The sequence below is a fragment of the Gammaproteobacteria bacterium genome, assembly GCA_015709615.1.
Taxonomy (GTDB): Bacteria; Pseudomonadota; Gammaproteobacteria; order Burkholderiales; family Nitrosomonadaceae; genus Nitrosomonas.
In genome coordinates, this window is the sequence record CP054179.1 from 681,480 (window position 1) to 707,380 (window position 25,901).

General features: G+C 51.1%; 21 protein-coding genes. 4 read left to right on the forward strand and 17 right to left on the reverse strand.

The genetic code is table 11. The features are described 5' to 3' along the window. Nucleotides 1-4: 4 nt before the first annotated feature. The 4 genes from HRU77_03345 to HRU77_03360 all read right to left on the reverse strand — a co-directional run bounded on the left by HRU77_03345 (nucleotide 5) and on the right by HRU77_03360 (nucleotide 2,775). On the reverse strand, nucleotides 5-625 hold the full coding sequence (locus HRU77_03345) for an ABC transporter substrate-binding protein (GenBank protein QOJ19808.1): 621 nt from the start codon (nucleotides 623-625) through the stop codon (nucleotides 5-7). 77 nt (nucleotides 626-702) lie between these two features. Further along, nucleotides 703-1,173: an outer membrane lipid asymmetry maintenance protein MlaD gene (mlaD, locus tag HRU77_03350; GenBank protein ID QOJ19809.1), complete on the reverse strand. Its 471-nt coding sequence runs from the start codon at nucleotides 1,171-1,173 to the stop codon at nucleotides 703-705. Then, the gene (gene mlaE / locus HRU77_03355; protein ID QOJ19810.1) at nucleotides 1,173-1,970 is read right to left on the reverse strand and encodes a lipid asymmetry maintenance ABC transporter permease subunit MlaE; all 798 of its coding nucleotides are present in this window, start codon (nucleotides 1,968-1,970) and stop codon (nucleotides 1,173-1,175) included. The genes mlaD and mlaE overlap by 1 nt, the downstream gene beginning before the upstream one ends. Next, on the reverse strand, nucleotides 1,963-2,775 hold the full coding sequence (locus HRU77_03360; GenBank protein ID QOJ19811.1) for an ABC transporter ATP-binding protein: 813 nt from the start codon (nucleotides 2,773-2,775) through the stop codon (nucleotides 1,963-1,965). The genes mlaE and HRU77_03360 overlap by 8 nt, the downstream gene beginning before the upstream one ends. A gap of 362 nt (nucleotides 2,776-3,137) precedes the next feature. Between HRU77_03360 and HRU77_03365 the strand changes: the two genes are divergently transcribed. Continuing rightward, entirely contained in the window at nucleotides 3,138-3,974 is an 837-nt protein-coding gene (locus tag HRU77_03365) for a thermonuclease family protein (GenBank protein QOJ22055.1), read from the forward strand. A gap of 16 nt (nucleotides 3,975-3,990) precedes the next feature. On the opposite strand, the gene HRU77_03370 is transcribed toward HRU77_03365, so the two are convergent. The 5 genes from HRU77_03370 to HRU77_03390 form a co-directional block, all read right to left on the reverse strand. Then, nucleotides 3,991-5,754 (reverse strand): succinate dehydrogenase flavoprotein subunit, encoded by a 1,764-nt coding sequence (locus tag HRU77_03370; GenBank protein ID QOJ19812.1) that lies wholly within the window; start codon nucleotides 5,752-5,754, stop codon nucleotides 3,991-3,993. Nucleotide 5,755: 1 nt separating this feature from the next. Further along, a complete protein-coding gene (gene sdhD / locus HRU77_03375; protein ID QOJ19813.1) occupies nucleotides 5,756-6,109 on the reverse strand; it encodes a succinate dehydrogenase, hydrophobic membrane anchor protein in 354 nt (117 codons plus the stop codon). Continuing rightward, the gene (gene sdhC, locus HRU77_03380) at nucleotides 6,103-6,480 is read right to left on the reverse strand and encodes a succinate dehydrogenase, cytochrome b556 subunit (GenBank protein QOJ19814.1); all 378 of its coding nucleotides are present in this window, start codon (nucleotides 6,478-6,480) and stop codon (nucleotides 6,103-6,105) included. Before sdhC ends, sdhD begins: the two co-directional genes overlap by 7 nt. A 174-nt stretch (nucleotides 6,481-6,654) precedes the next feature. Further along, the gene (locus tag HRU77_03385) at nucleotides 6,655-7,032 is read right to left on the reverse strand and encodes a DoxX family protein (GenBank protein ID QOJ19815.1); all 378 of its coding nucleotides are present in this window, start codon (nucleotides 7,030-7,032) and stop codon (nucleotides 6,655-6,657) included. A 20-nt stretch (nucleotides 7,033-7,052) separates the two neighbouring features. Further along, on the reverse strand, nucleotides 7,053-7,928 hold the full coding sequence (locus tag HRU77_03390) for a pirin family protein (protein ID QOJ19816.1): 876 nt from the start codon (nucleotides 7,926-7,928) through the stop codon (nucleotides 7,053-7,055). A 130-nt stretch (nucleotides 7,929-8,058) separates the two neighbouring features. Between HRU77_03390 and HRU77_03395 the strand changes: the two genes are divergently transcribed. Next, a complete protein-coding gene (locus HRU77_03395; GenBank protein ID QOJ19817.1) occupies nucleotides 8,059-8,991 on the forward strand; it encodes a LysR family transcriptional regulator in 933 nt (310 codons plus the stop codon). 20 nt (nucleotides 8,992-9,011) lie between these two features. Here the strand turns inward: HRU77_03395 and HRU77_03400 are convergent, their stop codons facing one another. The 3 genes from HRU77_03400 to HRU77_03410 all read right to left on the reverse strand — a co-directional run bounded on the left by HRU77_03400 (nucleotide 9,012) and on the right by HRU77_03410 (nucleotide 18,500). Next, on the reverse strand, nucleotides 9,012-16,346 hold the full coding sequence (locus tag HRU77_03400) for a putative Ig domain-containing protein (GenBank protein ID QOJ19818.1): 7,335 nt from the start codon (nucleotides 16,344-16,346) through the stop codon (nucleotides 9,012-9,014). A 9-nt stretch (nucleotides 16,347-16,355) separates the two neighbouring features. Then, nucleotides 16,356-16,793, reverse strand: a complete 438-nt coding sequence (locus HRU77_03405) for a hypothetical protein (GenBank protein QOJ19819.1) — start codon at nucleotides 16,791-16,793, stop codon at nucleotides 16,356-16,358. Nucleotides 16,794-17,333: 540 nt separating this feature from the next. Next, a complete protein-coding gene (locus HRU77_03410) occupies nucleotides 17,334-18,500 on the reverse strand; it encodes a PEP-CTERM sorting domain-containing protein (protein QOJ19820.1) in 1,167 nt (388 codons plus the stop codon). Nucleotides 18,501-19,246: 746 nt separating this feature from the next. Between HRU77_03410 and HRU77_03415 the strand changes: the two genes are divergently transcribed. Continuing rightward, on the forward strand, nucleotides 19,247-19,768 hold the full coding sequence (locus HRU77_03415) for a DUF3617 domain-containing protein (GenBank protein QOJ19821.1): 522 nt from the start codon (nucleotides 19,247-19,249) through the stop codon (nucleotides 19,766-19,768). An 80-nt stretch (nucleotides 19,769-19,848) separates the two neighbouring features. Here the strand turns inward: HRU77_03415 and HRU77_03420 are convergent, their stop codons facing one another. Beyond that, entirely contained in the window at nucleotides 19,849-20,463 is a 615-nt protein-coding gene (locus tag HRU77_03420) for a PEP-CTERM sorting domain-containing protein (GenBank protein ID QOJ19822.1), read from the reverse strand. Between the two features lie 722 nt (nucleotides 20,464-21,185). Between HRU77_03420 and HRU77_03425 the strand changes: the two genes are divergently transcribed. After that, nucleotides 21,186-21,458: a hypothetical protein gene (locus HRU77_03425; protein ID QOJ19823.1), complete on the forward strand. Its 273-nt coding sequence runs from the start codon at nucleotides 21,186-21,188 to the stop codon at nucleotides 21,456-21,458. 156 nt (nucleotides 21,459-21,614) lie between these two features. Here the strand turns inward: HRU77_03425 and HRU77_03430 are convergent, their stop codons facing one another. The 4 genes from HRU77_03430 to metG form a co-directional block, all read right to left on the reverse strand. Next, nucleotides 21,615-22,226: an FRG domain-containing protein gene (locus tag HRU77_03430; GenBank protein ID QOJ19824.1), complete on the reverse strand. Its 612-nt coding sequence runs from the start codon at nucleotides 22,224-22,226 to the stop codon at nucleotides 21,615-21,617. Between the two features lie 371 nt (nucleotides 22,227-22,597). Then, nucleotides 22,598-23,365 (reverse strand): YggS family pyridoxal phosphate-dependent enzyme, encoded by a 768-nt coding sequence (locus tag HRU77_03435; protein ID QOJ19825.1) that lies wholly within the window; start codon nucleotides 23,363-23,365, stop codon nucleotides 22,598-22,600. Then, a complete protein-coding gene (locus tag HRU77_03440) occupies nucleotides 23,362-23,742 on the reverse strand; it encodes a DUF4440 domain-containing protein (protein ID QOJ19826.1) in 381 nt (126 codons plus the stop codon). Before HRU77_03440 ends, HRU77_03435 begins: the two co-directional genes overlap by 4 nt. Before the next feature lie 7 nt (nucleotides 23,743-23,749). Continuing rightward, nucleotides 23,750-25,855, reverse strand: coding sequence for a methionine--tRNA ligase (metG, locus tag HRU77_03445; GenBank protein ID QOJ19827.1), 2,106 nt, complete (start codon nucleotides 25,853-25,855; stop codon nucleotides 23,750-23,752). Nucleotides 25,856-25,901: the final 46 nt, after the last annotated feature.

The following is a 25,901-nucleotide window of genomic DNA, read 5'->3' on the forward strand; positions in this document are numbered from 1 at the left end:
GCTGTTATTTCTTACCTTCCAGGGATTTATTCTTGTCCGCCAGCGCTTTCAGCAGTCCTTCAACGCCGCCTTTACGTACCTGGCTGTTAAACGATCCGCGGTAATTGGTGACCAGACTGACACCGGCGACGGTCACATCGTAAACTTTCCAGCCGTCCGGCTTTTTCTCCATGCTGTAATCGATCGGCACCGGTTCCCTTCCTTTTCCTTGCACAACCACTGTGCGCACTGTAGTTTCGACGCTGTCGCCCAGTTGCTTGATCGGATTGACTTTGATCGTTTCGTGATTATAAGTCGTCAATGCATTGGAATAAGTGCGCACCAGCAAGGTACGGAATTCGTCGACCAGTTTGGTTTGCTGTCCCGGCTCGGCTTTCGACCAATGTTGCCCCATCGCAAGCTGTGTCATGCGGGTAAAATTGAAGTGCGGCAGTATCTTGGTCTCGATCAGATCGAGCATTTTATCTTTATTGCCATTTTTCAATTCTTCGTCTTTCTGGATGATCTCGATCACTTCCTTGACGGTTTTATCGACCAGCCGGTCGGGCGCCATCTCTACTGACCACGCGGGGAACGCTAGCAAGCTCGAGATCGTTAATATCATTATTCCAAGAATTTTTTTCATTGTTTCCTCACACTCATTTTATTTCACAGTCTGCAATACTAAACCAACAATCGCCAAATTAACAATATCCCGTGACGTCACAAAGAAGAATCGTCTTCCGAAGCTTTGTTAAACAAAAAGCGGCCGATCAATTCCTCCAGCACCATAGCGGAATTGGTCTTCATGATTTTATCGCCATCCTTCAGTTTCACCTCATCCCCGCCCGCAGCCAATCCGATGTATTGCTCGCCCAGCAAGCCGGACGTCAAGATACTGGCAAAGGTATCTTTAGGAAACGGAAAACGGCTATCCATGCTCATCGTCACAACCGCATCGTAGGTCTGCGTGCTGAACTGAATATCGGTAACGCGTCCGACGACGACACCCGCGCTTTTGACCGGCGCGCGCACTTTCAGGCCGCCGATATTTTCAAAATTACCGGTGATGACATAGCTGTGGGAAGGATTATAGACATTGAGATTACCCACTTTGAGACTCAAGATCATGAGCGCGGCAACCCCCATGACCACAAACAATCCCACCCACAAATCCATCGTTGTCCGCTGCATCAACTCACTCCTCTAAACATGAAAGCGGTCAGAATAAAATCAAGTCCTAGAATCGCCAATGACGACGACACCACCGTGCGCGTCGTGGCTCCCGATACACCTTCCGCGGTCGGCGGCGCATCATAGCCTTCAAACACAGCAATAGCGGTAACCGCAACGCCGAAATAGCAACTTTTAATAAAACCGTTCATGATGTCAAACCTGAAATCGACCGAATCTTGCATCTGCGACCAGAAAGACCCTTCATCCACACCGATGAAGACCACCGTCACGAGATAACCGCCGAACACGCCCATCACGGAAAATATCGCCGCCAGCAACGGCATCGAAATTACTCCCGACCAGAAGCGCGGCGCGACCACGCGTGCTACTGGATCAACTGCCATCATGCTCATCGCGGACAATTGCTCGGTTGCCTTCATCAAACCGATCTCGGCGGTAATTGCCGACCCTGCGCGGCTGGCAAACAACAGCGCCGCCACGACCGGTCCCAATTCACGCACCAGCGACAACGCCACCAGCGTGCCGACCGCGGATTCCGAGCCATACTTTTGCAACGTCTCATAACCCTGCAGCCCTAGTACCATGCCGACAAAAAGCCCCGATACGACAATAATGATCAGTGACAGAACACCAGTGAAATACAGTTCCCGAATGACCAGATTGAAGCGGCGCAGACTGGTGCCGGACTTAAACAGCACCAGCAGGAAAAAGCGGCTGGCCACGCCCAAACGCCAGACACCATCGATCACGCGATGCCCGATATTCTGAATTCCGGTTATGATCCGCTTAGGCACGCGTACTCTCCAGATTTAAATCTTTTTGATAGCTCTGCGCCGGATAATGAAATGGCACCGGCCCGTCTTCTTCGCCATGCAAAAACTGATGCACAAAAGGGGCGACCGATTGCTGCACCTCTTGCGGCGTGCCTTCGGCAGCAATCACACCGTCGGCAATAAAATAAACATAATCCACAATTTTCAGCGACTCCTGCACGTCATGGGTAACCACGATCGAGGTCATACCGAGCGCATCGGTCAAACGGCGGATCAGGTTCCCGATCACGCTCAAGGAAATCGGATCCAGCCCGGTGAACGGCTCATCGTACATAATCAGCATCGGATCGAGCGCGATCGAACGCGCCAAGGCCACGCGCCGCGCCATGCCGCCGGATAATTGATTGGGCATTAAATGGTGCGCGCCGCGCAAACCGACCGCGTGCAATTTCATCAGCACCAGATCACGGATCATCGATTCCGGCAAATCAGTATGCTCACGCATCTGAAACGCTACATTGTCGAACACCGACAAATCGGTGAACAACGCGCCGAACTGAAACAGCATCCCCATCTTGCGGCGCAGCTTGAACAGTGCATCGCGCTCCAGTTCATGCACCACTTGTCCGGCAAATTTAACATAGCCCGATGTCGGTTCGATTACCCCGCCAATCAAGCGCAGCAGCGTGGTTTTCCCCGATCCGCTGCCGCCCATGATGGCAATCACCTTACCACGCTGCATCGTCATGTCGATGCCCTTCAATATTGCGCGCGTATTATAGGAAAAATTCAATCCGCTGATTTCAATCAAATTCTCGGATGTCATGGTGTGCAGTCCAACGAGGTAAAGGTAATTCCGGAAAAAGCTGTCATTGAAGCAATTGGATCGGATACTGATTCTGAAACATGCTGCGACGCAGCCGGTAAATTTTCACTCAATTTTACCAGCGCCGATTTTAATCCACTTTCTCCATGAATATTGCGCTATATTGGGTTTTCGGAGGTTTTTTTGTGTTTTTTAAATTTCCCATGGCAAGTAGTATTTAAATTTTTAAACCTTCACAATCACCGGATACTGCAAAACGCAATGATCAATTTTTCTGGCACCAGTCCCTCTCAATGCAGCTATTCGCGGTAACCGGCATGCTATTTGCCCGGCTAAAAACCTCATCAAACAACGTTAGTACCATGTTTCGCAGAAAATTATTTTTTCTGATTTATTGCTCGATTCTTGGTTTGATTGCTTCTGCATCGTCGGCAGGTGAGATTTATCGCAGTGTCGATGAACGCGGTCGCGTCACGTATTCCGACACCCCGCAAGCCGGTTCCCGGCAGATTCCGATCACCGGCCAGCCCGGTCGTCAATTACAACCAGTCGCTCACGTGTACGATGGAGATACCATCATTTTGGAAAACGGCAAGCGTATTCGGCTGCTGGGAGTCAATACGCCGGAAATCGAAAGCCGTTTACGTTCGGAAGAACCCGGTGGCGCCGCTGCAAAACAATGGCTGCAAAAGAAATTGCAGGATAAGCCGGTTTATCTGGAATTCGATCAAGTCAAACGCGACAAATATAGCCGCCTTCTGGCGCATGTATTTTTATCGAATGGCGAGCATGTCAACTTGTCGCTGCTGCAAAACGGCTTGGCCGCAGTCAGCATCATTCCGCCGAATGGCCGCTATAGCGACAAACTCATCCAGGCGCAGCAACAAGCCGAGCAATCGGGATTGGGCATCTGGTCCATGCCGGAATACCAAACCCATCCAATCGCCCAAATCGCCAATCACACCAAAGGCTGGCAGCGATTCACCGGAACCCCGGTGGCAATCAGAAAAAGCCGCAAATATACCCGCTTGCTCTTCAACGACAAAATCGACATCCGCATCGCCAACAGCAACATTAGGCTATTCCCCGATCTTGCAACCTACGTAGGAAAAAAACTGGAAATCCGCGGCTGGGTGACGCGCAACAGAGACTATTACACTTTACTGATTCAGCATCCTAGCTCAATCATCGTGCAGTAATGTTTTGTGTTCTAACTCAATAGGTTCTGGCCTTCGGCGGAAACGATTCGACGGTCAACGGTTTCAAGCGCACCGGTTTGTAATCCAGCCGGTTGCCTTCGCTGAAAAACAGTGTGTGTTTTAGCCATTTGACGTCGTCGCGTTCGGGAAAATCGTCGCGAGCATGCGCGCCACGGCTTTCGCGGCGGGCTTCGGCGGAAATCATGGTGGCGATGGCGACTTCTTTCAGATTGTCTAATTCCAGCGCTTCGATTCGCGCCGTATTGAATACTTTGCTTTTGTCTTTGATTTCCGTTTGTTCCACGCGCTTGCTCACTTCCAGGATTTTTTCCACGCCTTTCATCAGCATGTCCTCGAAACGGAACACGCCGCAGTAAGTTTGCATGGTTTTCGCCAGGGCTGTGTGGACTTGCGCGACATTCTCACCATCATTCTGATTTTCCAGACGCGCCAGTCGCGCCAATGTTTTGTCGGCGGCATTTTCCGGCAGTGGCTTATGGTGTGGATGAGCTTTCAAATCCTCAATGATTTGATTGGCAGCGGCTCGCCCGAAAACAACGAGATCAAGCAGCGAATTGGTGCCCAGACGGTTGGCGCCGTGCACCGACACGCAGGCGCACTCGCCGACAGCGTAGAAACCGGATACGACTTCTTCTGGGCCGGTTTTATACGGCGCAACCACTTGACCGAAATAATTGGTCGGGATGCCGCCCATCATGTAATGCACCGTCGGCACGACCGGGATTGGTTCACTGATCGGGTCGACATGCGCGAATTTCATTGCGAGTTCACGAATCCCCGGCAGGCGGGTTTTGATGATTTCCGCGCCCAAATGATCCAATTTCAGCAGTAAATGATCTCTTTCGTCACCGCAACCGCGCCCATCCTTCATCTCCGTCGTCATCGCCCGCGACACCACGTCGCGGCTGGCCAGATCCTTGGCGTTCGGTGCGTACCGTTCCATGAAGCGCTCGCCGTTGCGGTTGAGCAAATAACCACCCTCGCCGCGCACCGCTTCGCTGATCAAGACGCCGACACCGTACACGCCGGTCGGGTGGAATTGCCAGAATTCCATGTCCTCCAGCGGAATTCCGGCGCGCGCCGCCATACCCAGCCCGTCGCCGGTGTTGATCAAAGCATTAGTGCTGGCTTGAAAAATCCGTCCGCCGCCACCGGTGGCGAATAATGTCGCGCGCGCTTGCAGGATCGAAACCTCGCCGGTTTCCATTTCCAGCGCGGTGACGCCGAGTACATCGCCTTGCTCGTCACGCAGCAGATCCAGCGCCATCCATTCAACGAAAAACTGCGTATTGGCGCTGACATTGCGTTGATACAGCGTATGCAGCAGTGCATGACCGGTGCGATCCGCCGCTGCGCACGAGCGTGTGGCTTGCGCGCCGCCGAAATTTTGCGATTGCCCGCCGAACGGGCGCTGGTAAATCTTGCCATTTTCCAGTCGGTCGAACGGCATGCCGAAATGTTCCAATTCGTACACCACTTCGTTGGCGTGCCGGCACATGAATTCGATGGCATCCTGATCACCGAGGTAATCCGAGCCTTTGACGGTGTCGTACATGTGCCAGTGCCAATTGTCTTCGGTCACATTTCCGAGCGCCGCAGCGATACCACCCTGCGCCGATACCGTGTGCGAGCGCGTGGGGAAAACCTTGGACAGCACGGCCACTTTCAGACCCGCCTCGGACAGTTGCAACGCCGCACGCATGCCGGCGCCGCCCGCGCCGACGATGACCACATCGAATTTTCTTTTGGTTATCGCCACATCAGCCCCATAAAATATCCGCAGTCCATACCAGATAAAACAGCAGCGCGGTAATCACCGCGATTTGCGCTGTTAGCCGCAACGCCACCGGATGCACGTAATCCATCAGAATATTGCGCATACCGACCCAAGCGTGCCAGAACAGACAAATGAAAAACACCAGCGTCGCAATGCGCAACCAATGCTGCCCGAATAAGGTTTTCCACGCAGCGTAATCCTGCGGCGCCGCGACGCATAAAACACACGCCATAACGATCAGATAAACCACCATCAGCACTGCGGTGACGCGCTGCACCAGCCAATCTTTCAAACCGTAATGCGCACCAGTCACCGCCAATTTTGCAGGTCTCACCATAGCAACGCCCCCGCCAAAACAGTCAATAAAAATCCAACAGCCAGCACCAATTTGCTGCTGGCGCGCGCTTGCGGCAACATCACGCCGATGTGCAAATCCAGAAAAAGATGACGGATACCGGCGCATAGATGGTGCAAAAAGAACCACAATGCCAGCAGCAATGCGGCTTTAGCCAGCGGATCGCGCAAACAATTTTGCAGCGCCTCAAAATCCTGTGGCGATTGCAGCAGCATATGCAGACTGTAGAGCAATAAGGGAATACCGGGGAAAAACAAAAGGGCGCCGCTGATGCGGTGCAGGATAGACACCACCGCCGGTAGCGGTTGCGTGATTTTTAAAAGATTCAGATGCTTGGGGCGTTTACTGTGCAATTTCGCTTCCCTGCGGGAGATTCTAAAATAGAAAATTCTGTCGCCAAAATCCGGCTGAACCGCTCATCGCAGCCAAGTTTAGTCGGTTATGCGGCACGATACAAGTAATAACCCATGAAAAACCCGGCTGCATGCAGCCGGGCTGACAAGCGCCGCGGATAATCCGTGATGTCATCAAGACTTGGTACGATTATCCCAGCTGTAACCGCCCGCACCATGCACCGCCAGCAGAATGAAACCGCCCGCAATAGCAATATTCTTCATGAACATGATCATTTGCGTCTGATCGGCAAGATTGTTATGAAAAATTGCCGCCGCGGCCAGCGTGAACGCCGCAAGCACAATGGATACCAGCCGGGTTTGCCATCCGGCAATGATCGCCAGACCACCGCCGATCTCCAGTGCGATCACCAATGGCAGCAGCATGCCCGGTACGCCCATTGCTTCCATATAACCTTGCGTGCCTGCATAACCGCCGATTTTAAAAATGCCCGAGAGCAAGAACATTTGCGCCAGAAATAGCCGCGCCACGAATTGACTGATTTTTTCCATTTGAGTCTCCTTAGAATGAATTAATGACTGGGTTGATTCCGTTTGATCCACGCCCGGTCGCGCACAAATTGATTGGACTGAAAATCCTTCAGCGCCTGATCGATTTGTTCCCGGGTATTCATGACAAACGGGCCATGCTGCACGATCGGTTCGTGCAGCGGTTTACCGCTGACCACGATAAAACGCGCCCCCTCTTTTCCCGCGATAAAATCGAAAGCATCACCGTCAGCATCAACCGCAACTAAGGAATGACGCGCGACGTCTTGGCCGTTGAACTGTCCGTTTCCTTCGAACACATAAACGAAGCTCGTGTTCTGAGCCGGCAGCCGGTGCTGAAATCGCCGCCCGGGCTGCAACTGCACATCGAAATACGTCACCTGCGTCAAGTCATCCTGGATCGGCGCAACGGCCTCGCCAAAACGGCCGATCAATACCTTCAACCGGTAGTCCGCGGTCTCCACCTGCGGAAAAGCTTCTGCGGGAAATTCCTGATATTCCGGATGATCCATTTTGTTGACCGCCGGCAGGTTGATCCACAATTGAAATCCGCGCAACAGACCATTTTCCTGTTTCGGCATTTCGGAATGAATGACTCCGCTAGCCGCTTTCATCCACTGCGCCGAACCCGGTCCGAGATCACCGGTGTTGCCCATACTGTCCCGGTGCTGCATATGGCCGTCCAGCATGTGCGTGAAGGTGATGAACCCGCGGTGCGGGTGCGGCGGAAAACCGGCAATATAATCATCCGGATTATCGCTGCCGATATGATCCAACATTAGGAAAGGATCGTAATTGCGCAGCACCGGTGTGCCGATCGTGCGATGCACAATCACGCCGGCGCCTTCGGGCACAGCCGTGGCGGGAATTATTCGTACAGTGTTCGTTAAGGTATCCATCGTCTTCTCCTTTTCAGTATTGCGTCGATAGGTTCTGCTTACCGGAAGCATTATCATCGTTGTTATAATCAGAATAAACAGCATTTTATAGAAATAACTGTTCCGATATACGCAACAATGAGAGGATTCTATGGATCGATTTGAAAATATGAATGCATTTGTGCGCGTCGTGGAAGCAGGCAGCATCAGCGCGGCTGCGGATCGCATGGGCGTGGCCAAATCCGTCGTCAGCCGGCGTTTGAAGGAACTCGAAGAACACCTGGGCGTGGAATTATTTCACCGCACCACGCGGCAAATGAATCTCACCGATAGCGGGCGCGCTTTTTATCAGCAATCGGTGCGCATCCTTGCCGATATCCTCGAAGCCGAACACGCCACATCGCAATTTCATGGCGCTTTAAAAGGTAATTTGAAAGTGGCGGTGCCGCTCAGTTTCGGCTTGATGCATCTGGGCCCCGCCATCACCGCATTTCTGCAAACCCACCCGGATATCGAATTCGATCTGGATTTCAACGACCGGCAAGTCGACTTGCTGGCGGAAGGTTTCGATCTCGCCATCCGCATCGCCAGCTTGCCCGATTCCAGCCTGATCGCGCGCCGTCTCGCACCGATTCAGGCCATCATGTGCGCCAGCCCGGCCTATCTCGAACGCATGGGCACGCCGCAAGCACCGGAACAACTCGTTCGGCATCACTGCCTGGTCTACAATCTGATCAGTAACAGCGACAGCTGGAATGTCCATGACGCCACGGGGCAATTGATCAAAACCCGGATCGTTCCCTATCTTAAAGCCAGCAACGGTGAATTTCTTCGTGACGCCGCCGCCGACGGCTTGGGCATCGTATTGTTGCCTGCCTTCATCGTTTACCGGGAAATCGAACGCGGCGCATTGGTACCGGTATTAACCGGATACCGCTACACACAACTGGCCGCTTACGCCATTTACCCGCAAACCCGCCACCTCTCGCAACGTGTCCGGGCATTTGTCGATTTTCTGAGCCAGCGGTTTGAAGGAGTGCCCTATTGGGATTCGTGTTTGCAAAACGCACAACGTATTTCTTAATTGGCGGCGGCTTGAATACATCAAGCCCAGTGGGAGGTAATAATCGGATCCAGAATCGCTGCGTAATCGGGCGGCAGCAGGAATTCACCAACTCCAGGCGGCGCATAACCGGCCGTCGCATTGACCAGATCATCCACCTGCCGATCATGCAACGTCAAACCATCGGAAGTCCTGAACCGCTCGATGTGATTGGCCGATCCGAGATACCAGCCGTTGATCACGACTTTATCCATGGTTCCTATGATACTGACTTCCAGGTCATCGCCAGCACGCTGAAACCATAGCTGAGCAGCGTTGATACCGGGCAGGAATCGTACGGTATCGGTATTTCCCAGCGTCGCATCACTGTCGATCAGCGTATCGGCACCATAATTCCGGCCAAAAATATAAACATCGTTACCGCTCCCGCCTATCAACGTATCATTGCCTTCTTTGCCATTGAGGCGGTCATTACCAGCTCCACCTTGCAGTATGTTCCCGGCACTGTTACCGGTTAGCTGATTGTTCAGTTCGTTACCGGTGCCATCGATCGCCACACTACCGGTTAAAACAAGATTTTCGACGTTTGCACTTAACGAGAAAGTGACGCTCGATCTCACTCTATCGGTTCCTTCAGCGCTGAATTCGATAACCGAATCGCCCACGTTGTCGACTACATACACATCGTCGCCGCTGCCGCCGATCAGCACGTCGTTCCCTTCTTTGCCATCCAGCTTGTCGTTACCCGACATACCGATAAGCCTATTGCCGGTGCTATTACCGGTCAATTCATTATCGAGTTCATTACCCGTTCCGTCGATCACACCGGTACCGATAAGGCGAAGATTTTCCACATTGGCGCTCAGCGTATAGGTAATGGAAGGTCGAACGGTATCAATGCCTTCATCGAAGTTTTCCAGCACGGCATCCAATACGCTATTGACGGTATAGACATCGTCGCCCGCTCCACCCGTCATACTGTCGTTACCCGCACCGCCATTAAGACGGTCATTACCGGCACCGCCAATCAAACTATCGTTACCGCCCAAACCGTTGAGGATTTCGTTGCCGCTACCCCCAATCAACGTGTCGGCACCTGATGTGCCGTTGCTCGTCATACCCAAGTCACCGATATCGATAGTAAAAATATCCGCAGCGATCAGATTACCGGTATCTTTTGCGTTTATCTGCACGCTCAATAAACCGGTAGAATCCGGCGTACCGCTGAATGTCAGTGTCTCCGGATCAAAATCGAGCCATGACGGCAAAGGATTGCCATCAGCCAACACCGCGCTGAAAGTGAGCAAGTCGCCGTCGTCCGGATCGGCAAAGGCATCCGGAGCCACGGTGTAACTGAAAACATTTCCCTTAATTGCTTTCTGATCGGGAAGCGCAATTGATAATTCGGGTGCTCGGTTGCTTTCCAGTTTTGTTTTAATCGTTGCCGGATCCCAAACGACACCATCTTCATTAAACAGGATCTGCTCGACAGCAAATGGATTAATGCCTTCATTTTCCAGGTAATTATGGATTGCAAGGGTATCCGCAGTGCCTATCAGAGCCAGTATCAAGTCATCGCCGGAACGACTGACGCGCACTTGATCCGGTGTAATACCATTAGCAAACAACACCGTATCGATCTTGCCGGCAGTCGTGTCACCACTGTCGATCGTATCCTGACCGGAACCTCTGCCGAACAAATAGGTGTCATTACCTGCTCCACCCGAGAGAAGATCGTTACCTGCGCCACCATTGAGAATATCGTCACCATCACCACCTGCCAACGTATCGTTGCCGCCTTCGCCATAAATTACGTCATTCTCGTCGTTGCCCACGATGTGGTTGTCCATTTCCTGCGGATCAATCGAGAACGCGGGACCAGTCAGCGCGATCAGATCCGCCACGGGTAATACCGACCCATCGCCAAACTGTATGCGTTCCAATCCCATGCCGGGTAGATCGGTCGAATTCGGCAGTACGATTTCAACACCGCCGCCCGCCCATGACAAAGCGATCGTAGCGTGCATGGTTTGGCTGTAGAGCACCTCAACAGCGCTCGGATCATCACCGCCGTAGCGGACGGCACGCACCCCCTCAACCGCCCGTTGCCCCGATATGATGGTGATTTCGCCCGGATCGATCCCTGCCAAGCGTAATACATCCTGTGCAACCGGTTTTGCTTCCAGGGTGTAATTCAAATGTAAGCCTACACCTTCTCTGCCGCCATTGCTTTCAATCTGCCACAGCTGCGTTCCTGTATCCCAAATCGTATCGAAACCGGTTTCTCCGGCCAGCATGACATAGGTATCCTGACTGAACTTACCATCGAGAAAATCATTTCCGTCACCGCCGATCAATATATCCCGGGCATGGTTACCGGACAGCGCATCATTCCCCGTGTTTCCATAAAGAAATCCGCCGATATTCGGTGCGATATCGGTGAAGTAATACACTTCATTATTCAGTGCGATTTTTCCTGATGCATAAAGCGTATCATCCCCGCCGCCACCGTCAATCAGCGAAATCTCACTGGCTGAGGCAACATCGCTTTGCCCATGCCCATCGTTGTATTGATAACCGTTACCGTGTTTGTACCCTACGATGACATTATCGCCGTCGCCGCCTTGAATGCGCTCGACCTGCATATTGATGGTCGTGGTGGTTTGCCAATAGTTCTGAAGCCCGCTGGGAAATGGTGACGTTAAAACTTGACCACCGGTGATAAAACCGATAATTGCACCGTTTTCATAGACAGGTAACAGATCATCGGTGCTCATACCTGTCGCATCCAGCTCTTCGAGCAGCCGCAGCCATTCGGCAATCGGAATAAAGTGCCGCTCGGATGACGAACTCGTCTCCGGGGTGTCAGGAAGCACTGCATCGATCAGATCAACCGTCGTTCTGGAACCCTCAGAACTATCGAATTGCCGCCGGATGATGGCGGTATCGGCGGCGGTATCCACCAATACAAAATGTTGCAGCACGATTTCTGTTTCAGAAGCAGTCACCGATTCCGTTCGGTAAGTTGCATCGTCTATCCGCGTATAAGAACCAAAATTCGCACCGTAGCGGTTACCCAGTAAATCATTGATCCATTCTGCACGTGCAGTACCTAGAAAATCCGCTTGCAATTGCGCAATATCGGTATCGGAATCAGATGTCGCAAGCCAGTCGGCAACATTGATTGCCGCGCCGTTTTCCTGACGGATCGTCCAAATATGCGGCGACACGAAATAATCCTGCAACGTCAACATGGGGCCGCCGCCATGTAATGTCAGGATCAAATCATTACCTGTCCGATCGTGCCGCAGATCGGTCAGTGCCGCACCTTCCGTCAGCGCTATGATGCTCATGCCGTCCGCCACTTCCACCGCCACGTCGTTTCCCGCCGACATCCAACCGAAAAGATAAGTATCGGTGCCCTCGCCACCGATGAGTATGTCGTCACCTGCGCTACCGTCGAGAGTATCGTTGCCTGCATTACCTTCCATGCGATCATCAGCGATCGTGCCCAGCAAGCTATCATCGCCCGATGTTCCGCCAAGAATGCTCTCGGCAAGCCCAGTGATCTCACCGGCATTCAGCAACGAATGATCATTGAACCGCAGCGCTGAAATATTCGGTCCTTGGTTAAACCAGTCTTCAAAAAGCATGCTGTCTTGCGTATCTCCAATACGCATCAGCAAGCTGCCGTCCGCCAATGCAAAGAAACGCAGATCGCTTGGGGCGATACCGGCACCTAGTTGAACTTCATCACCGGCTGCGTCTTCGCTGGCCGCCGCTGTAATCGTGTCGGCACCGTCGCCGCGATTGAAAGTATAAATATCGGCGCCACCACCTCCGGTATAGCGATCGGCACCGGCGCCGCCTTGCAACGTATCCTTGCCAACCTGGCCGAATAGCGCATCATTCCCCGTTCCACCGGCAATCAGATCATCGCCGGCGTCGCCTAACAGGAAATCGTCACCGCCGTAACCTTTGAGAGTATCGTTGTTGATGCCGCCCTGGATGAAATCCGCGCCCGCACCGCCATAGGCTTGTACGATCGGTTGTCCGGAATCAACCGTAATGGACGACAAATTCAGCACAACCGCCTTGTGTAAGTTCTCGCTGACCCAAGTCTCCAGGTTGATTGAATTGTTGCCGTGATCAAATTGAATTTGTGCAGCCATGCCATAAAGCGCATTCCGTAGATCCAGCGCTCCGCCATTTGCCAGGAAAACGCGCAAAACACCGGAATCACCCAGCCATGTCGCACCTAACGGTGTATTCGATGTCGGTGCGCTAGAATTTGCCGTTGAGCCTTGCGATTCACCGGTCAACTTGGCCACTGCGCCCATTGGCATACCGCTACTACCGGCATCGGCCAGCATAATGATATTGTTTCCTTCCAGATCGTTGATCGAATCGCCTTCTTCTACGTCGAGATAGGTATCGTCACCTGCTCCGCCGTACAACTCATCGTTTCCAGCTCCACCGGTCAACGTATCCTTGCCGCCTCCGCCAATAAGCCGATCAGCGTCCGCGCCGCCATCCAGAAAGTCGTCGCCCTGATAGGGCAACGAGATTCCTTTGTCGTCGCCGACAAGCACATCGATGCCCGCGCCGCCGGCAAGATAATCGGAACCTCCACCCCCTGTCAGCTCATCATTGCCGTTACCGCCGCTTAAATAATCGTTGCCATGCAAAGATGCATCCAATCTTGACTGATTATTATCTCCTACCAACACGTCATCACCATCCTGCCCAAGGATAGTATCGCTGCCCGCTTCGCCAAAAACCACGTCGCTATCGGCGCCGCCATCAACAGAATCGTTACCGCCTCCCGCAAAGATCCAGTCTTTACCGGAACCGCTCGCGATAACATCATCGCCGCCAACTGTCATGGCGGCCTCCGAGGATGATGCACCGAAGTTAAACTTACGGTTGTAGGTGTTAACATTATCCTTGCTGCTGGTTGAACGATCGACTTTCCAATCTCTATCAAAAGACTCGACGTTGAGATCGCCCTCAATCATGTCGTCTCCACCCAGCCCGAGCAAAATATCTTTGCCCGTACCGCCCATCAGGATGTCATTACCATCATTGCCGATGAGCGTATCATCACCTGCGCCGCCATCGAGCAGATCGCCTCTTTCGCCGCTTCCGGTTTGCGTGTTGCTCAGCGTATATGCGGCATCCAGGGTATACTCAGTGTCAGCGTAAATCCTGTCGTTGTTCAATTGCCCTTGGATAATGTCGCTATCGGCGCCGCCCAGTATCACGTCGTCACCCTTACCACCGGACAAAATATCCTCATCCGCTCCACCCTCGATACGATCCCTGCCGTCCTTGCCGTCAACCTCGTCATTACCACCGAGACTGCGAATATGATCGTTCTCATCGCTGCCATACAAAAAATCCTCACGGTCCGCTTCTTGTTCCGCGCCGACGACAATATTACCTAGCTCGTCATAATCAATGGGCTTTTCCGGTTTCAAATCACCTACGATGATTCGATCCAATACCGGCGCATCGGTAGGCGCATTATCGCCCAGGGTAATCCCCAGCTTGCCATCGCTCCAATTTTTTATCCGCACCCTGGCGCTACCGGCAGCCCCGGTAAAACTGACGAACAAGTCATTGCTGCCATTATCCTGAGCGGCAAGGAGATAAACCAAATCGTTTCTCTGATCCATCCAGGTATCGCCGATTTTTATCCAATCCTTACCGTCGGTCACACCGCTTCTACCTTGTGCGATCACAGCGCCGAATTGAATGGCCCCGATCCCATCGATATCCAGTACCGTATCCATACCGTCTCCAGGATTGACGATATAAGTATCCGAACCCGCGCCGCCTTCCAAGTAATCATTGCCTTCCAGCCCTTTCAGCATGTCATCTCCCCCGCCGCCGTATAAATGATCTTCAACAGCGGAAGCGGCAGGATTATCCGGGTTCTCACCGCCGAAAAAATAACGCGGCGTGTTGCCTGACAGTGCGCCTTGCGAAATCTTGTACCCCGAGGCTGCATCTTCAAAATAATCATTGATATTTTGATAGCTATGATTGCTAGAACTGAATGAAGCGGTGGAATCCAGCGGATTCTTGTCTTCGATATTGAACCAATTTTTTCGTGTCAACATCGTCATGCGATCGACCAGATACGAAGAAGTCAGCGTGCCCGCGCCGCCATCCGGGTTGAAGAGATCCAGTTCACCGTTGGCGTTGAAAGCACCGTAATCAATCTTTTCTCCTTCCAGTACAAAAGGATTCAGCGCAAGCAATGCAAAGCGGGTTGCCAGGCCGTCCTGATCAGTGCTTTCGATTTTTCCGATAATCGCACCGGGGGACAAATCGGATAACAGCGTCAACTGAGTTTTGCCCGCCGAATCCTTGAATTGCTCACTATTTTGCAATCCATAGAGATTTTCATAAAACTTGTCGCGATTACCCGTTTCAGTCTTCTGGCTTTCACTAAGCGCAATTTTTCCATTCTCGGGATTCAGTAAAATGATCCGCAAGGCATCGAGAGCGCATTCCAGCGTTTTACTGTTCGATCCTCCAATGTCCTTGGTCGAGCCGAAGGCGTCGATCAGTTTGTTGAGCTGTTCCTGGTTCAAATCGGACGCCAATTCGGAATACACGGAATAGACGGCTAAAGCATCGGTCAGCACTTGCTGGCTGTGATTTCGCGCACCGGGAGGATCGCTGATATCCGAAGCCATTTGATCTTCAACGATGACGTCAATTGCGGGAGCAACATCGAAACCTAAGCCTGAAATCGGACTAATACCGGTTGCCGCTTCTATATTACTAATCTTGGATTGGTCGTATGTGGATGCAACGCCAAGAAAATCCAGAATCGCATAAGCCGCTGCATGGGAACCGGTAAAACCACCCACGCCCGGAGCGTTAAATAGGTACGCATGCGAAATATGATCGGCAAACACGGGCTCCGCAACCAGCCCCGCCGCCAGAAAACCACCCAAACTGTGGCCTGTGACGGTAAAACTTTGCGGAAGTATTCCATTCTCAATCCATTCGGCAACTTTAAACTTGAGACTGACATATTGCGGTTGCAGCGTTGTATCGCCTAACCAGGTGATATTAATCAGATCCGTCAATAGATCCCTTAAATCACCTCCTTCTGTACCACGTATGGCGAGAAATGTTTCTCCAGAAATTTTATCGCTAAATACCGTTGCAGAAAGGCCGGTGACATCGGTATGTTGAGCAACGACATGATAAGTTTCGGTAAAAGCGCGAGCTTGATTAGCAGATAATTCCGCTTTTTTTAATTCGAATTCAGATGGATCGCCGGAAATTAAATTCTGTGCATATGATGCAAGTGCTAATTCAGCTTGTTTGAAATACTCGGCAAATTGACTCATCATCTTTTCCTATCAGTTTTCTATAAAGATTTGTTTCTGTAAATCAGTAATATCTACTTTGTCAGGACAACTGTAAGATGATGAATGCCACGGACCTGGCATATCACCACCAACTCTTGCATAGCCGACCGATTCACCGAGGAATTTGCTGTCGTATACTCGATACACTCCATAGTGGCTCCGCCACATTTCTGGATTTCCTCTGATCAGATAAATCGTGGATGATTCGTAGTAATACTCATCTCCAGCTTTCACATTCTTCTTGTACGGGATTGATATCTGCCCATACCGATCAAATCTCTCAGCCGGCAACTTCACCGTCTCATACACCCTGATACCCCCATCAATCGCGCAAAGCCGTTTAACTTCTCTATCCAGCCGGTCTTTTTCCGTAAAAAAAGCGGCATAAACGATCAATGCAGCAATCAGGAGCAAAACGACTTTTTTCATATAGCAAGCCTCCATTGGTATGCGTTAAGCGCTACCGCAAAGATCCACCCATACCGCAGTGAATTTTGGGAAATAACGGTCATTTCTCACAGAGTCTTTATTGCAGACGAGTGTTTTTCGATAATGCGAAACATAAGCAATACCGTTACCACTTCGATCAGTGCTGGTTGATTGAGCACCTTGGCCGGTATCCACGATTCCGAGCAATCGTGGGTTTGTATCGCCGCATTCATGACATTGTAAGGACGTCAGTTGAACACTCTGCGTGAATATCAATCCACTGCTTGGTGCTGGCAACGAGATAACCAAACCCTTTCTTCATCGGCACATAGCCGATACCGGCAACCCAGGTTTGGTTGGTTGATAGTTATGCTTGGAACGGATAAGGACAAACTGCACGCAGCCCGCTGCGCATTCCGGTTTCAGGTTTGGCAGTTATGCTGACGATGCGCGGCATCTCATTTCCAGTTTGGAGGTTATTTTTTCAGACAACCCGAAGTCCTGGCACTGAAACCGGGTTGCATCATTGCAGGCGCAAACTCAGGCGGGATTTACCAGTTTCTTATGCGGCAAAACGGTAAATAACAACCCTAAACCAGCCAGCAACATGCCGTAGGTCGTGGGTTCAGGAACTGCAACGATAGGGGAAAGCAAGAATGCCCGCGATCCTCCGCCAGGTGAACTTTCCAGATGCCCCCAGCCGACGATTTGTCCATGATTATTGATACCAACGGCCGAAAGTTCACTCCAGCCGGCTGCAACGACCGGCTCAAGTAATGAGAGGTCGGTTATTACGCCATCGCTATAGAGAAAAGAACTGTGATCGCAGAAGTCACAGAAATTATTGATTCCCCCTATCATCTGACCAAGATCATTGATGCCGTCGGCGCGGCTGTCGATAAGCGCGCTTAGACCGGTCATGCCCGCGCCATTCGCACCCGTGGCAAATGCTTGCGCTGAATAAAAACCAATAAAGTCGTCATAAAATCCGGAAAATCCCGCAACCTGCCCTGAATTGTTGATGTCTCTGGCGATACTGTGAGTCGTGCTGCTCAAGGTACCCAAATCGGTCATTCCCAGGCCGTTTGGACCGGTGATGAAGGCATGCTGGCTGGCAGAACCGGGAATGGAAGAAACTCCAGCTACTTGCCCGGCATCGTTAATACTATAAGCAGTACTGTAATCTCCCCCCAGGACACCTAAATCGGTCATTCCCACGCCATTTGCACCGGTAATGAATGCATGATAAGCGGCATTCCCCGCTGTCGAAGAAACTCCCACTACCTGTCCCGCATTGTTAATGCCGTATGCAATGCTGTAATTTCCGCCCAAAGTGCCTAAATCCGTCATTCCCGCACCGTTTGCACCGGTAATGAAAGCATGCATGAAGCCATCGGCGGTAACAGAGTAGCCCGCCACACGCCCGGCATTGTTGATATCGGAGGCATAACTCCTGTTTCCGCCCAAGGTATCCAGATAGCTCATACCGATCCCATTGGGGCCGGTTATGAAGGCGCGATCGACTCCGTTGCCGTTACCTACCACTTGCCCGGAGTCGTTAATAGCTTGCGCGGTACTGTAAGTTCCGCCGAGAGTCCCTAAACCGATAATTGACCAGCTTGCGGTTGCAATTGATGGGAGCGAAATTACTGCGGTTCCCATGAGAAAAACTGCAGTGTGTTTAAATCGCGAAAAATTATTGCTCATTATTGTTCCCCTTTAGAGTGGATGTATTGATCCGCAACTAGATTGCGGCATCAAAATCAATTGGCAAGTCAACTTTTTCCTACAATCCATATCGAGATCGCAGATGATCCTTTTAATGATCATTCCCATTAACTTTGAGGACTACAGTCCTCAGGAATAGTAATGTCTGCGGCCCCGAATAGCAAAACAGAATAGCACCCGATTTCACCCACTATTCCTCAGATTACTTCGCAACTTTTTTGATCAATTCAATTGGATAAAACTTCAATCTTCATTACTCAGAATAAATAACATTTGATTATGCTTGCTTTCTTACATACAAATCATCCAATATGAAATTCCTTAGAAAATCTCGAGAAATTACTATGCTCGGTCATGCAGTGTTGAAATCAGGTTCAGAATGCTCATTTACCTCTTTGTAAACTGAACTGCGCTTTTTCACCCTGTTTCACCTTGCCTGACTGCTGCTCGCTACCTTTTTCAGAGTGTCCTAACACTATTTAACCGGGATGCACAATCTTACTGGATGCCGCAGAACGGGAAAATAAGCATTCTCCTTATTTCTGCCGCGTGTTAATTACGCTGGGGAAACGCCGAACAACGTCTGTATTTGCCCGCAGATTCGCGCAAAGAAATTCCCAGTGATTTTTCCGCTAATCCGCTACACTAGTAAAAGGGCTAAATTTGCTGCTTTTACTTTACAGTTGAATGTCGAGCCTGAATGCGAAATGTCCTATAAAAATTCCATGCATAAAATTCTCATATCAATTCTGCTTACTCTGTTGCTTATCCCCTCCGGCATGGCGCACCAGCATATCCGTCCTGGATTATGGGAAATCACCACGCGCTCCGATCTGCTGGCGTTGGTGCCGCACATTCCTTCGGAACATATGCAACAACTCAGCGATCTCGCGCGCCGTTATGGTCTTAAACTGCCCAAAATAGAAAATGGGGCGGCCACATCGAAAATCTGCATTACCGCGGAAATGGCGAAACAAGAAATTCCTGCGTATTTTTATGAAAACCGCTCCGGCTGCACAGTGCAAAATGCCATCCGCAAAGGCAACAGCTACCAACTGGATCTCGTATGCTCAAATCAGCATTTTGAAGGAACCGGTTTTGCACAGGGGACTTTTACCGATCCGGAAAACTTCTCTGGAAGCACCGAATTCGATAGCACGGTTAGCGGCACACCGGTTCATGCGGCGGCACAAACCGATGCCCGTTGGATCGGAGAGCGCTGTACCGCGGTAAATCCTATGCCATGAAGTGTGGAGAAAAAAACGGAGCGAGAAACTTTTTGTAGCGTAAGTTGGGATTAGCTGACAAATCCCAAATTGGATGCTGGTTAAACGTTTACTTTTCGACGCCCAGTAAAACCCAGTAACGCCAAACCGACCAGCAACATCGCATAGGCTTCCGGTTCCGGAACCGGACTCACGAGCACATTAAACGCCGCACCGCCAAAAACAGCGACGTCACCTTTGGTCGAATGGGAATTATGCAAACCGAGTTGCACAATTTTTAAAGAATGTGCGATGGGATCCAATCCCTCCACCACCAGAATTCTATTACCTCCACGATACATATCGTAGGTGCCGACATCAATGTTGTCGACAAAAAACTGCGCGAAACCGTCGTTGTGGTCTCCGGCCATGACAAAACCGACGCTATTGCTCGTCACCGAAAATGAAGTAGTGGCTTGACTCGTTCCGGGTATGCCTGCGGCTGAATCATCAAACAACCACAGTTCCTTGATTCCTCGCCCTCCCGTCGGCCCATCGCCAGTAACAGTCCAGTCGATTCCGCCTTTCCCGGCATTCCGGTATTCAAGAACGGCATGACCCTCGACATTCACCGGATTGCCGTTTTTCTCCGTGGTCACCAACGGTATCCACTTCGTGGACAGCGCGGATGCATGCGAGCTGATCAACAGTAATGCAACCACCAGAATTTGTTTCATTCTCCAACTCCCAAAATTAACGCTTGCCACGCGCTGAAACATCGTATTACACGATTTTTCCTCGAAATACAGTATAGGCCGGCCATTCTGCCAAAACCATGAGCAATCATTCCCTTTTCGCTAGGACATTCCTATCATTTTACTTGGTACATTTGTAATGATTTCTCAAGCTCATAGTTAAGATTATTAACCTAATATATGCGTTCAATTATGAAAATAAAAGGGGGTTTTCCCCCTATTTCCGGAATATCCGGATGAACGCTATACTTGGTAGAAATTCGAGGTAGCTTTGCGATTTCATTTGAAATAATTTTCCAGAAACGAAATTGAAATCAAAGTAATCTTTTCCACTCAATTAAACTGATAGAAATGCTTGAAATATGCGGTGACAACCTAAACTAGATGCAATATTTGAACAACTCACCCATCACTAGCCCCATGAAAATCATCCTCGAACTCGTACTGTTTATTATCGTTTTAAATATCTTTTTCAAATTATTCATATGGATTCTCGACGATATGATCAAATCAGGCGGCTATTGATAGGCGATGAGAATTCATTGCGGGTTGGGCTGACAAAGGAAGCCCAACGTTTATCGATGCCGTTCGCTATAAACGAAACTTCATTCAGAGTGACGTTGGCCTTTCTCCGGCAGCCCAACCTCGTAACCTGCCGCGCTTCCGATTCGCGAGATACGAACAAAAAATACCAGGAGATTTGGATGGAAGGACATGAAATCATCGGATTCATCGCCGGGTTCGGTACCACTTTCGCCGCCGCCCCGGATTTGTATGCAATGCTCAAACGGAAAAGCGCTCAAGGCATGAATCCAACCATGGCCGGCATCATGGGCGTGTTCCAGATTGTCTGGGTTTATTACGGCGTCTTGATCGATTCCATGCCGGTCATTGTCTGGAACATCATCGCCATCGCGATCAATTCCCTGACGGTCGGCGCATTTTTCCACTTCGCTCGCGCGGGGAATACTGGATGAATTGATTTTTTATCCAACCAATCCCGATGATCACCGGTTAATGTTGGGCTTTCTTTGGCAGCCCAATCTACCGTGCTAGTCTAGAGCCATAGAATTATTGGTTTTATTTCGTGCGATCCAAGGTTACGTCCCTTGGGTTCCAGAAGATAGATTAAGTCAATACTTGTCGATCTGTAAGCTTTTGTTGCAATGAAGGCTGGCGCCATAAATATCTGGAAAAAGGCTAAGGTGATTGATGTTCATTGTATTCAAGGTACGAAGACACTCGGTCCTGCCACGCTCAGGAATCATGATCTTGATAAGTGTTGCTCCACTCTTTTCGCCTGCATAGCTTTTCTTAACCCAGGAATCTACAGATTCCCCGAGCGGAGCACGAGTAAATAGGCCCGCCTGTGCAACCAGTCTGGCGTTTTCGTCCTGCAATGGTCTAATATACTCAAGGATTGGCACAAATTCACTGAGATCGTGGGTCTTTTGGATCTCACTATTTTTCTTTGTTACCGATCCTAGCGCCCACACGCAACGCTTTCCGCCAGGCGGCCTTGTCGGTTTCTCGAACGCAAAATAGAGAGCGGCAAAGGGAGATTCAGTCCAATCAAGAAGAGGAGTGGCAAGCCCATGATGTTGACCGAGAGCCCACCATTCGTTATCGTTATCCAATTTGGCCGGACTTGGGCCACGTCGGCCGCGAACAGACTGTTTGAAACGATCCAGATGATTCAGAGCTTTTGCTTTCTTACCGCTTTTCCCGCGCAACTGACGATCCAAGCTTGATTCAAGTTTCCACTCAGAACGCGCTGTCCACGCCAGATGTAGTGCGAGAAATCGAGCATCTCTTGTCGTACGTAATCATAAAAGTATTTCCATGAAGTGAGTGTGACCTCCATTGTTCCGTCGACAACATCTGATGTTGACCATCTAGCAGAACGTGTCATGCCGTGTCTTGTATTGATCTAATTAAATTGAACTTCTGGAAAGAAGCAAAATAATACGTCTGCAATGAAATACAAACCAGGAAGTGTCATGTTATATCCTTGTCTCTAAGATACTATGTCAATTTAGTTTTCAATATCAGAAATCTTGTTAAATCCATAAATCACTAGGGCTAACACCCAATCATCAAGAATCTAACAACCTCATCACCCCAATCCCGGCCAATAATGACTATCCGGCAGCGGCCGTTTGCCGAAGATCGCCTGGCCGACGCGCACGACGGTGGCGCCTTCTTCGATCGCCAGTTCGTAATCACCCGACATGCCCATCGACAGTTCGTCGAACGATAATCCGGCGGGAGCTTCCTGGCGCAGCATGGCTTGGATATTGCGCATTCTGACGAAGCATTCGCGCACGCGGTCGTGGTCGGGGGAGAAGATAGCGAGGGTCATTAAACCTTTGATGCGTAGCGACGAGAATTGCGGCAAGTGTTGTACGAAATCGCGCACGGCTTCGGGTGGCAGGCCGAATTTGCTTTCTTCGCCGGAGCTGTTGACTTGCACGAACACGTCGATGGCGCGGCCTTCGTTTTGCAGGCGTTTGTCGAGTTCCTCGGCGACTTTGAGGCTGTCGAGCGCCTGGAATTCGTTGGCGAAACGCGCCAGGTATTTGGCTTTGTTGGTTTGCAGGTGGCCGATGATCGCCCATTTGATGCCCAAATCGGCCAGCACTTCGGATTTTTCACGTGCTTCCTGGATTTTGTTTTCGCCCATTTCATGAACACCAGCAGCATAGGCGATGCGCAGCCGCTCCGCGGATACGGTTTTGGTTACGGGCAACAGCCGCACGCTGGCGGGGTCGCGCCCGGCTTTCTTGCACGCATCGATGATGCGCTGCTTGACGGTGGCGAGGTTGTTTTTGATGTCGTTCAGTTGTTGTTCGGCGTTGAGTTCCACGGCGGTCTCCTGGTTCATGATGCGGATGTTCCTGTTATTTTCGTTGCTTGATGAAATACCATTTTCCAGTGGTTATCCTGGCGCTGCCACAGCGACGTGCGGATCGATCCCGGTGCGCTGGATTGCTGCGGTTTTTGCAGCGAGTAAATCGCCAGCACGCAATCGTTGGTCAATATCTTGACGCGAAAATCCCGGAATGCCCAATGCAGATCCGGGTCTTTGCGTTTGAGCCATTCGATTACATCGCTTCGGCTATGCAGTTGTCCCTGATTGTCGATTTCCTCAAAATCTTGCGCCAGCAATTCATCGATCAACCCGGGATGCGCAGTCAGATCGCTTTGCAGCAAGTCGAGTTCCAAGCGCTGGATGATTCCGGTCAGTGCATTGACTTCCATTTTTGGATTATTTGACCCGCATGCCCGGCTGCGCACCAGAATCCGGCGACAAAATGAACAATTCGCCCGGGTTGCCGCCACCGGCAGCGAGTACCATGCCTTCCGACAAGCCGAATTTCATTTGCCGCGGCGCGAGGTTGGCGACCATCACGGTCAAGCGCCCTTTCAGTTGCTCCGGGTCGTACGCGGATTTGATGCCGGCAAATACCGTGCGCTGCTCGCTACCGATGTCGAGTGTCAGTTTCAACAGTTTCTCCGCGCCTGGTACATGCTCGGCGTTGACGATTTTGGCGATGCGCAGGTCGATTTTGCTGAAATCGTCGATGGAAATGGTTTCGGCAATCGGTGCAACGGCGTGCTGCTGTTTTTCCGCGTGCCGGGCCGGTGATTGCGACGGCGGAGCGGTCAGGCTATGCGTGTTGGCAGCGATCAGCGCGTCGATTTGTTTGTTGTCGATGCGCGTCATCAGATGCTGGTACGCGTTGATGGCATGCCCACCGGGCAGCAGCAAACCGGAAACCGGCTGATCGGCGCGCAATTGCGGCCATGTCAACGGTTCGCAATTAAGAAACGCTTCGATCTGTTGCACCGTTCCAGGCAGAATCGGTTTCAAATAGCACGCCAGCAGATAAAACAATTGAATGCCAAGACTGCAAGCGCGGTGCAAATCGTCACTGCGATCCGGGCTCTTGGCGATTTCCCACGGCGCCAGGCTGTGGATCATTTCGTTGGCTTCGTCGGCGAATTTCATGATCTGGCGGATTGCAGTGGAAAATTCGCGCGCTTCAAACGCTTGCTCAATGCCATCGGGGCGCCAGCTCGCGAAATGCTCGTCGACCATCGTTTGCAATGCCCGGTATTGATCACCTGCCACCAGCTTACCGTCAAAACGCTTAGTGATGAAACCGGCGCAGCGGCTGGCGATGTTGATGAATTTACCGACCAGATCGGAATTGACGCGCGCGACAAAGTCGTCCAGGTTCAAGTCGATGTCTTCCAGTGTGCTGTTCAGCTTGGCGGCGTAGTAATAGCGCAGCCATTCGGGATTCAAGCCTTGCTTCAAATAGCTCTCAGCGGTAATGAACGTGCCGCGCGATTTGCTCATTTTTTCGCCGTTCACAGTCAGAAAACCATGCGCGAAAATCTTGGTCGGCATGCGGTACCCGGCGTTTTTCAGCATCGCCGGCCAGAACAGCGCATGGAAGTACAAAATATCCTTGCCTATGAAGTGATACAGTTCTGCGTCGGATTGAGGCTGCCAGTAGTCGTCGAATTGGATTTTTTCGCGCTCGCACAGATTCTTGAAGCTGCCCATGTAGCCGATCGGCGCGTCGAGCCAGACGTAGAAATATTTCCCCGGCGCACCGGGAATCTCGAAGCCGAAATACGGCGCATCGCGCGAAATATCCCAGTCGGACAATTTGTTTTCCCCGGCTTCGCCGACCCATTCGCGCATTTTGTTGGCGGCTTCCGGTTGCAAGTGATCGCCGTCGCACGCCCATTGCCGCAAAAAATCGGCGCAACGCGCATCGGATAGGCTGAAGAAATAATGCTCGGACGATTTGCTGATTGGTTTCGCGCCGGATACCGCCGAATACGGATTCTTCAATTCGGTCGGCGCGTATGCCGCACCACACATTTCGCAGGAATCGCCGTATTGATCCTTGGCGCCGCATTTCGGGCATTCGCCTTTGACGAAACGATCCGGCAAGAACATGTTCTTGACCGGATCGTACAATTGTTCGATGCCGCGTACCGCGATCAATCCCGCACTTTTGAGTTTACCGTAGATATCTTCCGAGAAATGCCGCGTTTCCGGGGAGTGCGTGCTGTAATAATTATCGAACTGAATGTGAAAGCCGGTAAAATCGCCGAAGTGTTCCGCATGCACACGCGCAATCAGCGCTTCCGGTGTGATGCCCTCTTTCTCCGCGCGCAGCATGATCGGCGTACCATGAGTATCGTCGGCGCACACATAATGCACCGTATGTCCGCGCATTTTCTGGAAACGCACCCAGATGTCCGTCTGAATATATTCCACCAAATGACCTAAATGGATACTGCCGTTGGCGTAAGGCAGTGCGGAAGTCACCAGAATTTTTCGCTTGCTCATGGGCTCTAATGCACCGGATTAAATAAACCCTAATTGTAACAAACTG